General features: G+C 70.1%; 16 protein-coding genes. 12 read left to right on the plus strand and 4 right to left on the minus strand.

Annotation, left to right across the window (positions count from 1 at the left end; translation table 11 throughout):
* The first annotated feature begins 26 nt into the window (after nt 1–26).
* Genes K0H49_RS11420 through K0H49_RS11440 form a run of 5 tightly spaced genes read left to right on the plus strand, consistent with a single transcriptional unit; the run spans nt 27 to nt 3,999 of the window.
* The gene (locus K0H49_RS11420) at nt 27–638 is read left to right on the plus strand and encodes an FMN-dependent NADH-azoreductase (RefSeq protein ID WP_219212130.1); all 612 of its coding nucleotides are present in this window, start codon (nt 27–29) and stop codon (nt 636–638) included.
* A gap of 33 nt (nt 639–671) precedes the next feature.
* Nucleotides 672–1,076: a DoxX family protein gene (locus K0H49_RS11425; protein WP_219212132.1), complete on the plus strand. Its 405-nt coding sequence runs from the start codon at nt 672–674 to the stop codon at nt 1,074–1,076.
* 7 nt (nt 1,077–1,083) lie between these two features.
* On the plus strand, nt 1,084–2,172 hold the full coding sequence (locus tag K0H49_RS11430) for an Atu2307/SP_0267 family LLM class monooxygenase (protein WP_219212134.1): 1,089 nt from the start codon (nt 1,084–1,086) through the stop codon (nt 2,170–2,172).
* Nucleotides 2,165–3,163, plus strand: coding sequence for a glutathione S-transferase family protein (locus K0H49_RS11435; RefSeq protein ID WP_219212136.1), 999 nt, complete (start codon nt 2,165–2,167; stop codon nt 3,161–3,163). The genes K0H49_RS11430 and K0H49_RS11435 overlap by 8 nt, the downstream gene beginning before the upstream one ends.
* Nucleotides 3,160–3,999: an aldo/keto reductase gene (locus K0H49_RS11440; protein ID WP_257624667.1), complete on the plus strand. Its 840-nt coding sequence runs from the start codon at nt 3,160–3,162 to the stop codon at nt 3,997–3,999. Before K0H49_RS11435 ends, K0H49_RS11440 begins: the two co-directional genes overlap by 4 nt.
* Nucleotides 4,000–4,020: 21 nt before the next feature.
* On the opposite strand, the gene K0H49_RS11445 is transcribed toward K0H49_RS11440, so the two are convergent.
* From K0H49_RS11445 to K0H49_RS11455, 3 genes are all read right to left on the minus strand, one after another.
* Complete coding sequence (locus tag K0H49_RS11445; protein ID WP_219212138.1) at nt 4,021–5,040, minus strand: AraC family transcriptional regulator; 1,020 nt, start codon at nt 5,038–5,040, stop codon at nt 4,021–4,023.
* A gap of 21 nt (nt 5,041–5,061) precedes the next feature.
* Complete coding sequence (locus K0H49_RS11450; protein WP_219212140.1) at nt 5,062–5,811, minus strand: SDR family NAD(P)-dependent oxidoreductase; 750 nt, start codon at nt 5,809–5,811, stop codon at nt 5,062–5,064.
* A 220-nt stretch (nt 5,812–6,031) separates the two neighbouring features.
* Nucleotides 6,032–6,844, minus strand: a complete 813-nt coding sequence (locus K0H49_RS11455; protein ID WP_219212141.1) for a nucleotidyltransferase domain-containing protein — start codon at nt 6,842–6,844, stop codon at nt 6,032–6,034.
* A gap of 128 nt (nt 6,845–6,972) precedes the next feature.
* On the opposite strand from K0H49_RS11455, the gene K0H49_RS11460 reads away from it, so the two are divergent.
* The 5 genes from K0H49_RS11460 (at nt 6,973) to K0H49_RS11480 (ending at nt 10,029) form a co-directional block, all read left to right on the plus strand.
* Nucleotides 6,973–7,434 carry an Rrf2 family transcriptional regulator gene (locus tag K0H49_RS11460; RefSeq protein WP_219212143.1) on the plus strand — a complete coding sequence of 154 codons (462 nt, stop codon included), beginning with the start codon at nt 6,973–6,975 and terminating at the stop codon, nt 7,432–7,434.
* Nucleotides 7,424–8,329, plus strand: a complete 906-nt coding sequence (locus tag K0H49_RS11465) for an NAD(P)/FAD-dependent oxidoreductase (protein ID WP_219212144.1) — start codon at nt 7,424–7,426, stop codon at nt 8,327–8,329. Before K0H49_RS11460 ends, K0H49_RS11465 begins: the two co-directional genes overlap by 11 nt.
* A 97-nt stretch (nt 8,330–8,426) precedes the next feature.
* Entirely contained in the window at nt 8,427–8,882 is a 456-nt protein-coding gene (locus tag K0H49_RS11470; RefSeq protein WP_219212146.1) for a DUF4174 domain-containing protein, read from the plus strand.
* A gap of 81 nt (nt 8,883–8,963) precedes the next feature.
* Nucleotides 8,964–9,569 carry a hypothetical protein gene (locus tag K0H49_RS11475; protein WP_219212148.1) on the plus strand — a complete coding sequence of 202 codons (606 nt, stop codon included), beginning with the start codon at nt 8,964–8,966 and terminating at the stop codon, nt 9,567–9,569.
* Between the two features lie 4 nt (nt 9,570–9,573).
* The gene (locus tag K0H49_RS11480) at nt 9,574–10,029 is read left to right on the plus strand and encodes a hypothetical protein (RefSeq protein WP_219212150.1); all 456 of its coding nucleotides are present in this window, start codon (nt 9,574–9,576) and stop codon (nt 10,027–10,029) included.
* Here the strand turns inward: K0H49_RS11480 and K0H49_RS11485 are convergent.
* Nucleotides 10,026–10,907 (minus strand): ABC transporter substrate-binding protein, encoded by an 882-nt coding sequence (locus K0H49_RS11485; protein WP_219212152.1) that lies wholly within the window; start codon nt 10,905–10,907, stop codon nt 10,026–10,028. The two genes, K0H49_RS11480 and K0H49_RS11485, sit on opposite strands and share 4 nt — an antisense overlap.
* Nucleotides 10,908–10,982: 75 nt before the next feature.
* On the opposite strand from K0H49_RS11485, the gene K0H49_RS11490 reads away from it, so the two are divergent.
* Nucleotides 10,983–11,810 (plus strand): NAD-dependent protein deacetylase, encoded by an 828-nt coding sequence (locus tag K0H49_RS11490; RefSeq protein ID WP_219212155.1) that lies wholly within the window; start codon nt 10,983–10,985, stop codon nt 11,808–11,810.
* The gene (locus K0H49_RS11495) at nt 11,807–12,079 is read left to right on the plus strand and encodes a hypothetical protein (protein ID WP_219212156.1); all 273 of its coding nucleotides are present in this window, start codon (nt 11,807–11,809) and stop codon (nt 12,077–12,079) included. The genes K0H49_RS11490 and K0H49_RS11495 overlap by 4 nt, the downstream gene beginning before the upstream one ends.
* Nucleotides 12,080–12,159 lie beyond the last annotated feature (80 nt).

The following is a 12,159-nucleotide window of genomic DNA, read 5'->3' on the forward strand; positions in this document are numbered from 1 at the left end:
TTCACTTTCCTGACGAGCTCATTCTCATGACGATCCTGCACATCGACTCCAGCATCCTCGGCGGCCATTCGGTCAGCCGTTCGCTCTCCGCCGCCATCGTGGCGCGGCAGCAGGTGCTGCACCCCCATTCGCGCGTGATCTACCGCGACCTCGCGGTCGATGCGGCCCTGCACCTGTCCGGCCCGCACATGGCGGCCTTCCAGGGCGGCGCGGTGAGCGATGCCGCGCTGGGCGCAGACATCGCCGCCGGCGGCGCCTACATCGACGATCTGTTCGCGGCCGACGTGATCGTGATCGGCGCACCCATGTACAACTTCTCGGTGCCCTCGCAGCTCAAGGCCTGGATCGACCGGGTCTGCGTGGCGGGCCGCACCTTCCAGTACGGCGCCAACGGCCCCGAGGGCCTGCTGCCCCAAGGCAAGAAGGTCTTCATCGCCTCCTCGCGCGGCGGCGTCTACACCGGCGACAGCCCGGCCGCGGTGCTCGAGCACCACGAGACCTACCTGCGGGGCGTGCTCGGCTTCATCGGCCTGAGCGATGTGACCGTGGTGCGTGCCGAGGGGCTGGCCCGCGGCGACGAAGCCCGGGCCGCCGCGCTCGCCCAGGCGAAGCGCGAGATCGCCGCACTCGCCGCCTGAGCCGTGCCTCCCATTTCAAACAGAAAGAATTTCATGCAAAAGAATGCCAACACGGTCGCTGCAGTCGGCCGCATCCTGATCGCCGTCATCTTCATCCTGAGCGGCATCGGCAAGCTCGGCGCGCCCGCCGCCACGCAGGGCTACATCGCCTCGGTCGGCCTGCCGCTGCCGCTGCTGGGCTATGTGCTGGCGGTGCTGGTGGAACTCGGCGGGGGCCTGCTGCTGCTGGTCGGCTTCCGGACCCGCGCGGTCGCCGCCGTGCTGGCGCTGTTCACGGTGGCCGCCGCGCTCTTCTTCCATTCGCACCTGGCCGACCAGAACCAGTTCATCCATTTCGTGAAGAACATCATGATCACCGGCGGCCTGCTGCAGATCGTGGCCTTCGGCGCCACCGCGCTGAGCCTGGACGCACGCCGGCTTCGCCTGCAAACGGCATGAGCTGCGCATGACATCCGCCCACACCCTGGAGATCGGCATCGACAGCTTCGCGGCGATCCTGCCGGACCCGGCCACCGGCAGGGTGCCGTCGCCAACCGAGCGGCTCGCCAACCTGCTGGAGGAGGTGGGGGAGGCCGACCGGGTCGGGCTCGACGTGTTCGGGATCGGCGAGCATCACCGGCCGGAGTTCCTGGACTCGGCACCGGCCATCCTCCTCGCGGCCGCGGCGGCGCGCACGCAGACCATCCGCCTGACCAGCGCCGTCACCGTGCTGAGCGCGGCCGACCCGGTGCGGGTGTTCCAGGAATTCGCGACGCTCGACCTGATCGCCCAGGGACGGGCGGAGCTCGTGGTGGGACGCGGTTCGTTCAACGAGGCCTACCCGCTGTTCGGGCTGCAGCGCGAGGACTACGACGCGCTCTTCGCCGAGAAGCTCGAGCTGCTGCTGAAGCTGCGCGAGAGCACCCACGTGCACTGGTCCGGGCGCTACCGGCCGGCGCTCACCGGGCAGGGCATCTATCCGCGTCCGCACCAGCCGGTGCTGCCGGTCTGGCTGGGTGTGGGCGGCACGCCGCAGTCCTTCGCGCGCGCCGGCACGCTGGGCCTGCCGCTGATGGTGGCGATCATCGGCGGCGAGTTCCGCCGCTTCCGGCCCTTGGTCGATCTCTACCGTGAAGCCGGCCGGCGCGCCGGGCATGGTCCCGGGCAGCTCCGGGTCGGCGTGCATGCGATCGGCTTCGTCGGCGCCACCGACGAGGAGGCCAGGGACGCCTTCTTCCCGGGCTGGCAGCACATGTTCACCGAGATCGGCCGCGAGCGCGGCTGGCCGCCGGCGACGCGCGCGCAGTTCGACGCCATGTGCGGCCCCACGGGCGCCTTCCTGATCGGCGGTCCCCGCAGCGTCGCGGGCAAGATGCTCGCGGCCAGCGCGGTGCTCGGCGGCGTCTCGCGCATCACCTTCCAGATGAGCTCGGCCTCGCTGGCGCACGAGGCGATGAAGCGCTCGATCGAGCTGCTGGGCACCGAGGTCGCACCTCTGGTGCGGCGGGCGACGGCATCGCCCGGCGCCCAGGCCAGGGAGACCCCGCATGGGTGAGTTGATCGACGGCCAGTGGCAGCGCACGGACATCGGTGCGGTGCTGGCCCAGGGCGAACTGCGACGGCCGGCTTCGGTGTTCCGCGACTGGGTCACCGCCGACGGATCGGCCGCGCCAGGGGCGCGCGCTTTCAAGGCCGAGCGCGGTCGCTATCGCCTCTACGTGTCGCTGGCCTGCCCCTGGGCGCATCGCACGTTGATCATGCACAGCCTCAAAGGGCTGGGCGACATGGTCGGCGTCTCGGTCGTCCATTGGCTGATGGGCGAGGACGGCTGGACCTTCGCGCCCGGCCCCGGCGTCGTGCCCGACCCGATCGCCAACGTCCCGACGCTGCACAGCCTCTACACGCTGTCCGATCCGCGGTGCACCTCGCGGGTGACGGTGCCGGTGCTGTTCGACACCGCGCAGAGGACCATCGTCTCGAACGAGTCGGCCGACATCCTGCGGATGTTCAATTCCGCCTTCGATCAGCTGGGCGCCAGAGAGGGCGACTACTGCCCCGTCGTCCAATGCGCCGAGATCGATGCCGTCAACGCGCGGGTCTACGACAGGCTCAACAACGGTGTGTACAAGGCCGGCTTCGCCACCACGCAGGCGGCGTACGACGTGGCGGTCGAGGGGGTCTTCGACACGCTGGACTGGCTCGAGGCGCGCCTCGCGCATCGGCCCTTTCTGGTCGGCGACGCATTGACCGAGGCCGACATCCGCCTGTTCACGACGCTCGTGCGTTTCGACCTGGTCTATCACGGCCATTTCAAGTGCAACCGCCGCGCGCTTCGCGACTACCCGGCACTGTGGGACCACACCCGCGCGCTCTACCAGCATCGCTACATCGGGCCGACGGTGGACCTGGCCCACATCAAGGGGCACTACCACGGCAGCCATCCTTGGCTGAACCCGAGCGGCATCGTGCCCACAGGGCCGGCGCTTGATTTCAACGAGCCCGTGGGCGCCGAGCGCCGGCGTTGCCTGGAGTGGACATCCCGATGATGAAGACCGTCGATCGATGCGGCGCCCGCATTCCCGCGCTGGGCTATGGCACCTACGGCATGGGCAGAGCCGACATGATGCGCATGCTCCCCGCTGCGCTGAAGGTCGGCTTCCGGCATGTCGACACCGCGCAGGTCTACCGCAACGAAGCAGAGGTCGGCGAGTGCATCGAGGCTTCCGGCCTGGCGCGCGCCGAGGTCTTCATCACCACCAAGGTCTGGGTCGCGAACTATCCGGACCGGCAGTTCGCGGCCAGTGTGGATGAGAGCCTGAAGAAGCTTCGCACCGACTACATCGATCTCCTGCTGCTGCACTGGCCGAACGACACAGTGCCGCTCAGCGAACAGATCGGTGCGCTCAATGCCGTGGCCCGGGCCGGCAAGGTCCGCCATATCGGCGTGAGCAATTTCAACCGCGCGCTGATGGCGCAGGCGACGACGCTTTCCGATCTGCCGCTGGTCGTCAACCAGTTCGAGTACCACCCCTATCTCGACCAGACGCTGATGCTCGATGCAGCGCGCGACGCCGGCCTTGCCGTGATGGCCTACTGCGGCATGGCGGTGGGGCGCGTGCTGTCCGATCCGGTGTTGGCCGCGATCGCGGCCGCGCAGGGGCGCAGCATCGCGCAGGTGGTGCTGCGATGGCTCATCCAGCAGGACGGCGTGGTGGCCTTGTCCAGGACCACCCACAAGGCCCGGCTCGCAGAAAACCTCGCCGTGTTCGATTTCGAGTTGGGCGCGCCGGAAATGGCCGCGATCCATGCGCTGGCGCAGCCCGGCAGCCGCATCGTCAGCCCGCCGGGACTGGCACCTGTCTGGGACGACGCACCGGCATAGATTCAGCTCAGCAGGCGCGGCTCATTGCAGCGTCCGCTGGCCCTGGTGCGCGGCACGCCAATGCGAAGGCGTGGCGCCCTCCCACAGCCTGAAGGCGCGGAAGAAGGAGCTCTGGTCCTCGTAGCCCAGCAGGAAGGCCACCTCGTTCAGGTCGAGTGCGGCATCGGCCAGCAGCTCGTGCGCGCGCGCCCGGCGCGCGGCGGTCAGCAGCAGCTGGAAGCTGGTGCCTTCGCTGCCGAGGCGCCGCTGCAGGGTGCGCTCGCTCACGCCGAGTTCGCGCGCGACCGCCGGAATGTCGGGCCGCCCGCCGCCCAGTTGGCGCACCAGCAACCACCGGACCGTGTCGCTGAACGAGTGGGCGCGCTGCCGCTCGGCCAGCGCCTGGTCGAGGGCCGGCGTCAGCAGGTCCAGCAGTTCGGTGTTGTAGGCGGTGAAGCGACGCGCCAGATCGGCTCGGTGCAGATGCAGTCCGTTGCGTGGCGCATCGAAGTGCACGCGGCAGCCGAAGAAGGCTTCGTGTGCCGACGCATCCGTCTGCGGCCGCGCCAGGTCGACCCGTTGCGCCCTGATGGCTTTTCCGGTGCCGTGCCGGCCGAGTGCCAGCAGCGCCGCCATGCTCGCATCGACCAGCACCGCCGGCTCGGACTGCTCGGTGGTCAGCCATTCCATTTCGATGAGACAGCTGTCGCCTGCCTCGCTGAGTCGCAGCCGCTCGGGCGCGCACAGCTGCTTGTAGCGCGCCATGCGCTGCAGGGCATCCCGGTAGTCGCGCGCATGGTAGGCGGCCAGCAGGCTGGGCGGAAGTTGCCCGGCCGGCAAGGCCATCGCCAATTGGAGGCCGATGGCCGCATCGCCCGTGAGCTCCTGCATCGCCTGCCAGAGCGCGAAGTACTGGCGCGTGTTGAGCGCCAAGGGTTCGGTGAGCATCGCCAGCGGCAACCGGGCCAGGCGGACCAGGTCGGCGGCGTCGAGGCCCAGACGCTGGAGTCCGGACCAGAAGACGGCCGGGAGCTTGATGCGATCGGTCGATGGCGTGCTCAAGTTGAGAAGCTCCGTGGCGAACTATTGAGCGGCCAGGCCGCCGTCGATCGACAGCACATGGCCGGTCACGAAGGAGGCTTCGTCGGACAGCAACCAGGCGATGCCGTTGGCGATCTCCTGCGGCTCGCCGATGCGCTTGACCGGGTGCATCGCTGCGGCGGCAGCCTCGTCGAACTGACCCATCGCGAACAGCCCTTCGAGCAGTTCGGTGCGCACGCCGCCCGGTGCGACGGCGTTGATGCGGACCTTCTGCGCGGCGTACTCGAGCGCGGCGGTCTTGGTCATGCCGATCACGCCGAACTTGGTGGCCGCGTAGGGCGCGAACAGCGGCGAGCCCTTGAGGCCGGCGACCGAACTGATGTTGACGATCGCGCCGCCACCCTGGCGCAGCATCTGCCGGACCTGGTGCTTGAGGCTGTGATAGAGGCCCATCAGGTTGATGTCGATCATGTTCTGGAAGACCTCGGTTTCCGAGTCGGCCAGCAGTTTGGTTTCGGGCGAGATCGCCGCGCAGTTCGCGGCCCAGTCGAGGCGACCGTGTTCGGCCACGATGCCGTCGATCAGGGCCCGGACGCCGGCCTCTTCGCGCACATCGCAGCGCACGAACTGGCCCTTGCCGCCGGCGGCGCGGATTTCTTCCACCACCTGCGCGCCTTCGGCCGCGCGGCGACCACTGAGGATGACGGTGGCGCCTTTGGCGGCGAGGAGTTTGGCGGTGGCCTTGCCGATGCCGGAGGTGCCGCCGGTGACGAGCGCGATGGGAGAGGACATGTGAGTAACCCTGTGCATGGTGGAGAAAGATCCAGCGTTGTCGTGCTGGATGCGCAGGCTCCAGAGTACGTTCGCACCCCATGCGGACAACTAGCATAACGCGCCACATCACTTGCGCATGGCGCCAATCTGCTCGGCTGAGCGTGGCGTCCCGGAGCGCCCATGGCGGGACGAAGGTGCGTGGCTCACGCAGTCGGTTCGGCGCGCGTCGAGGGGGCCGTCAGCGGACTGGGGCCTGCCCGGTGTCGCTGCGTGCGGCCGTCTCGCGCGCCATCCACGCCGAGAACTCTTCGAGCCGCGCGACGAAGACTTCGGCGGGCGCCGTCGGTTCCAGTGCCTGTGCGAGGAAGAAGCGCATCGACGCCGCCATCGACGGATGGTGCCGCCGCAGCAGCGCCGCATGGGCGTCCAGCGTCTTCGGCCAGTCGAGGTCGGAGTCGGTGCGCAGCACACTGGTCGATCGAATCAGCTTGCGCGAGGCCTCGCGTTGCAGGCGCAGCGATGCCGCGCGGTCGTCGGCATCGGCGATGCGGCGCGCGTAGGCGGTCAGTGCCGGTTCGAAGTCGCCGTTCACGGCCAGCGCGATGGCACGCGAGGGCCGCAGGCGCTCGAAGCGCGCCGAGAGATCCTCGCCCCAGAGCCAGCGGCATTCGTGCCGGAGCCAGTAGCCCCAGGCCAGGCGGTTCCGCGGCGCGAGCACCTCGGCCCGTGTGCCGAGGTCGAAATCGATCTTCGAGACCTCGGGGTGTCGTGCCTGCAGCGCGCAACGCAGGTTTTCGAGCGCCGCGCTGTCGTCCGTGCTCGCGGACGCGCGAAGCACCAGGCTCAGGTCCAGATCCGACAGGCCGGGCCTGGCGCGGCCGTGCGCGACGCTGCCGTAGAGATAGAGGCCGTCGAGAAGGGGCGCGAAACGGCTGGTGAGCGTCGTGACGACGTCCTCGACCACGCCTTGGAATTCGGTTTGAAGCGGGCGGTCCGGCACGGTCACGATGAAGCCTTCGGCATCGATGCCGTCGGGGAGGAGGTTCGCCATCGGAGCATTGTGCTTCGGGCGAAAGATCGCCTTGGCCGTCCAGTCGGGCCACGGCAGTCTCCCCATCCGGCGCAGGGGCAAGAAGTGGCCACGTTGCAGCTTTCAACTCATGAAACAAATAATGTTGCATGAAACGAGACAGCAAATTATCCGGCGTGCTGCACGTGCTGCTGCACATGGCCGAGAGCGAAACGCCCACCACTTCCGAGGCACTGGCCGTGGCGATGAATACCAATCCCGTGGTGGTGCGCCGCGTGATGGCGGGCCTGCGCCAGGCCGGCTTCGTGAGTTCGGCCAAGGGACATGGCGGCGGCTGGGTCATTTCCTGCCCGCTGTCGGAGGTGACGCTGGCCGACATCCATGCGGCGCTGGGCGCGCCCTCGCTACTGGCGCTGGGCAACCGCACCGAGAGCCCGGGCTGCATCGTCGAGCAGGCGGTGAATGCCGCGCTCGACGACGCCTGCCAGGCGGCCGAGGCGGTGCTGCTCGCGCGCCTGGGCCAGGTCACGCTGGCCGCGCTGTCGAAGGATTTCCATCGCCGGATGCTGGCCGGCCATTTTTCTGCAAAGGACATTTCTCATGCGTCATGACGCCCTGGTCATCGGTGGCAGTTTTGCCGGTCTGTCGGCCGCGATGCAGCTGGCGCGTGCGCGCCGCTCGGTCTGCGTGGTCGATGCGGGCGAGCCGCGCAACCGCTTTGCCGCGGCCGCGCACGGCTTCTTCGGGCTCGACGGCGTGCCGCCGCTCGCGCTGATGGCGCAGGCCCGCGCCAAGCTGCTGGCGTATCCCAATGTGCATTTCGTGCAGGCCCGCGCCACCGGTGCCGCCGCCGACGGTGCGGGAGGCTTCACGGTCGCGCTCGATGCCGGCACCCCGCTGTCGGCGCAGAAACTGCTGCTGGCCTTCGGCATCGCCGACACCCTGCCGGCGCTCGACGGCCTGCACGAGCGCTGGGGCCGCAGCGTGCTGCACTGTCCCTACTGCCACGGCTACGAGGTCGGCGGCGGGCCGCTGGGCGTGCTGTACGCCTCGCCGCTGTCGGTGCACCAGGCGATGCTGATCCCCGACTGGGGGCCGACCACCTTCTTCCTCGACGGCCACGACGACGCGCTGGACGAGGCCACGCGCGCCAAGCTGCTGGCGCGCGGCATCACGCTCGAGCCGGCGCGCGTGGCCGGCGTGGAGGGCGAGGCGCCGCGACTGACGGGCGTGCGGCTGGCCGACGGGCGCGTGGTGCCGGTCGATGCGCTGTTCATTGCCACCCGCACCCGCATGGCGAGTCCGCTGGCCGAGCAGCTGGGCTGCGCCTTCGACGAGGGGATGCTGGGGCCGGTGATCCGCACCGACGCCTCGAAACTCACGACCGTGCCGGGCGTCTACGCGGCCGGCGATGCGGGCCAGATCCCGCAGAACGCCACGCTGGCCTCGGCCGACGGCCTGATCGCGGGCGTCTCGCTGCACCAGGCGCTGGTCCACGGGCTCTGAGGCGCGGCGTCCCACGCCGATGGGGGCGTTGTCCGGCAGGTGCGGGCCGGCGCGTCCGCTAGCCTGGGCACATTCGCCCCGACTGGAGATCGCCGCCATGCCCATCCGCTTCGTCCCACGCCGGCTCGCCATCCTGCTGCCGGCCTTGACGGCGCTGACCTTCGCCCTGCCGCAGGCGCAGGCCGCACCGGACCACAACCCGCTGGTGGCCGAGCGCTGGAAGACGCGGCCGGTGGTCGTCGTCGTGCCGCACCGCGACGATGCGATGCTCGAGCGCGTTCGCTCCACGCTGCGGCAGGCGCCCGCGCGCGAGGCCTTCATCGAACGCGAGATGGTGCTCTACACGGTGGTCGCCGGAGAAGGGCAGCGCAACGAAAAGCCGATGCAGGCGCGGCAGACCCGGGCGCTGCTCGCTGCGCTCAAGCTCGATGCCGCGGGCCCGCCGACCTTCGTGCTGGTCGGCAAGGACGGCGGCATCAAGATGACCGAGGGCGCGGACGTGGACCTGAATGCGGTCTTCGCCGAGATCGACCGCATGCCGATGCGGCGATAAGTGGCCGGCCGGCCCGACCGAAGCCGCCGCGGCTCACTACACTCGAAGCTCGCCACAACGAACGTTTCTTCACCGTATTTCATGGAATTCTTCACCCTGGTGGTCCTGGTCGCCATCGGCACGTATGTGCTCAAGACCCAGGACCAGACCCGCCGCATCCGCCTGCTCGGCAGCCACCTCGGCCAGTACCAGATCGAGAAGCTCATGGAGACGCTGACCGACGGCTACCTGCGCTGCCTCGGCGAGAAGGACGAGGCGCGGCGCGAGCAGATCTGGGCGCTGCTCGCGCAGAGCGAGCTGGCGCTGAGCTCGCAGTTCGACAAGTTCGCCGCCGGCTTTGCCAAGGTCGATGCCGCGCAGACCCGCGTGAGCAAGCTGCCGATCGCTTTGCCCTTCGCCGACCGGCTGCTGCCGGGCGCGACCTTCGACGTGCGGCAGGTGTTCCTGGTGCACGCGCGCGGCATCGCGGCCGCGGCCGCCAACACGGCGCAGCAGTCGCCCCGGGACAAGGCCTTCATGCTGTCGGCCGAGCTGTTCCTGATGCAGCACACCTGCCACTGGTTCTGCCGTTCGCGTGCGGTGGCTTCGGCCCGTCTGCAGGTGCGGCACCAGACTTCGCATGCCATGGCGCTGGCCTCGGTCTCGCCGGCCACGCGCGAGGCCTACCGCGCGCTCACCGGAGTCTGACCCCATGGCCCTTTCCGACAAGCTCCACGTTCCGACCGCGAATGCCGACGGCAGCTTCGCCGCACCGGTGGACGATGGCGCGGCCGCGGCCGCGGCGCTGCGCGAGGCCACGGCGCGCCACGAGGCGATGCGCGAGCAGCTCGACGCGGTCAACGAGCTGCTGGCCAAGCCGCTCAACGAGATCCTGGCCGACCGCGAGCATTTCAAGGAGGCGGCCGCCGCCTGGGACGCCTTCGGCGCCATGTGGATGCTGTCGCAGCGCGCGATGAAGCGCGTGGCGCTCGACCTGGCCGCGCAGCAGGGTGTGAGCGAGGAAGAAGTGGTGGCGCGCGCCATGACCCATGCCAACGCGGTGCTCAACGGCGACGGCGAGGACCTGGGCGGTACCGTGGCCGAGGCGCAGCTGGCGCACATCGGTCGGCACAAGGCGATGCTGCGCAAGCAGTTCCGCCAGGGTTAGGGCTGGGCGCTGCCCAGCGTCTGCAGGCATTCCACCACCGCATCGGCGGCTTCATCGAGCCGCGGCCCGGCGCGCATCATCACGTCGAAGCGCGCCGGCGGAAAACTGCAGCTGCGCCCGCGCCGTATCGCGCCCATGCCGGCCCAGCCGGGCCGTGCGGCCATGGCATTCAGGTCGGCGCTGGCCGGCGCCATCAGCAGGTCGGGATTGGCCCGCACCACGAACTCGGGGCTGAGGCGCGGAAAAGGCCCCATCGAGGCCGGCACGATGTTCGCCAGCCCGAGCCGGGTCAGCGTCTCGCCGATGAACGAGGCCTCGCCGGCCGCGGAGACGCCATGCACTTCGAAGTAGACGCGCCGGCCCTGCCAGCCCGCGGGCACGCGGGCACGCGCGGCGTCGAGCCGGACCTCGATGCGGCGCCAGGCCGCTTCGCCCGCGCCCGGATGGCCGGTGAGTTTCGCCACGTTCTCCATCACGCGGCGCATGTCGGCGTGCGAGCGGGCGTCGAAGGCCACCACCTTCACCCCCAGCGCCTCGAGCTGGTTGAGCACGCGGCTGCGCGGGCGCAGCAGCACCACGTCGGGCCGCAGCGCGACGATGCGTTCGAGGTTGGCGTCGTCCATGCCGCCGACCTGGGGCAGCTGCTTGACCGACGCCGGCCAGTTCGCATGCCGGTCGACGCCCACCAGCCGGTCGCAGGCCCCCAGCGCGCAGACGGTTTCGGTGAGCGAGGGCACCAGCGAGACGATGCGCTGCGGCGGGCGCGGCAGCGTGAGCGTGTAGCCGCGGTCGTCGACCACGGTCAACGCGGCCGCCTGCGCCAGGCCGGCAAACGCGAAGAGGAGCAGGAGGAGGGCGGTGACGGCGAAACGGCGCATGGGCCCGTACTGTGTCAGATCCGCGCGAGCAACCCCGCGCCAGCGCGCCGCAGGGACGCACCTTATGCTCGACGCATGGACGCCGCCACCTCCGAGCTTGCCGATTTCGCCACCCGCCACCGCCGGCTGTTCGTGCTCACGGGCGCGGGCTGCAGCACCGAGTCCGGCATTCCCGACTACCGCGACGTCAACGGCGACTGGAAGCGGCCGTCGCCGGTCACCTTCCAGGCCTTCACCGGCGAAGACGCCACGCGCCGCCGCTACTGGGCGCGCAGCCTGGTCGGCTGGCCGACCATGGCGCGGGCCCGGCCCGGTGCGGCGCATCGGGCGCTGGCGAAGCTGGAGGCCGCCGACCGCATCGGGCTGCTGCTCACGCAGAACGTCGACGGCCTGCACGAGGCGGCGGGCAGCCGCCGCACCATCGACCTGCATGGCCGCATCGACACCGTGCGCTGCATGGCTTGCGACACGCGCAGCACGCGCGCCGAACTGCAGCAGGCCCTGCGCGAGCGCAACCCGCCCTGGGCCGTGCTCGAGGCGCGTGCCGCACCCGACGGCGATGCCGATCTCGACGGGCTGGACTTCTCTTCGTTCGACGTGCCCGCCTGCACCCATTGCGGCGGCATGCTCAAGCCCGACGTGGTGTTCTTCGGCGAAAGCGTGCCGCGCGAGCGCGTGAGCGCGGCCTTCGCGGCGCTGGCCGAAGCCGACGCGGTGCTGGTCGCGGGCTCGTCGCTGATGGTCTATTCGGGCTTTCGCTTCGTGCAGGCCGCGGTGGCCGCGGGCAAGCCGGTGGCGGCGGTCAACCTCGGGCGCACGCGTGCCGACGAACTGCTGACGCTCAAGGTCGAGCGGCCGGTGGGCGAGACGCTCGAAACGCTGGCGCGGGCCTTGTCATCATGAGCGTGAAAGCGCTGCGCGCGACCTTCGGGCCCCAATGCCACTGGTGCGGGCTGGTGATGGATTTCGAGCCGCCGGCCGGGCGGCCCGAGTCGGCCACCATCGAGCATCTCAACGACGCCACGCTGGGCAGCGTGCGCAAGCAGGCGCACCGGCGGCTGTCGCACGCGGACTGCAACCGCGCGCGCAACGAGTTCCGGCTGCAGGCCGAGCGGCAGTTCGCGCAGTGGATTGCGCAGCGCGTGGCGGCGGCCCGGGTCCCCGAGTCCTGACGCGCCGGGGCGCCGGGTGCGCCCTTTTTTTGTGTCAACGTGTTAACGTGCGTGCATCCGGCGCGCTTAGCTTGCGTCGG

The organism is Variovorax boronicumulans (genome assembly GCF_019352895.1).
Lineage (GTDB): Bacteria > Pseudomonadota > Gammaproteobacteria > Burkholderiales > Burkholderiaceae_C > Variovorax > Variovorax boronicumulans_A.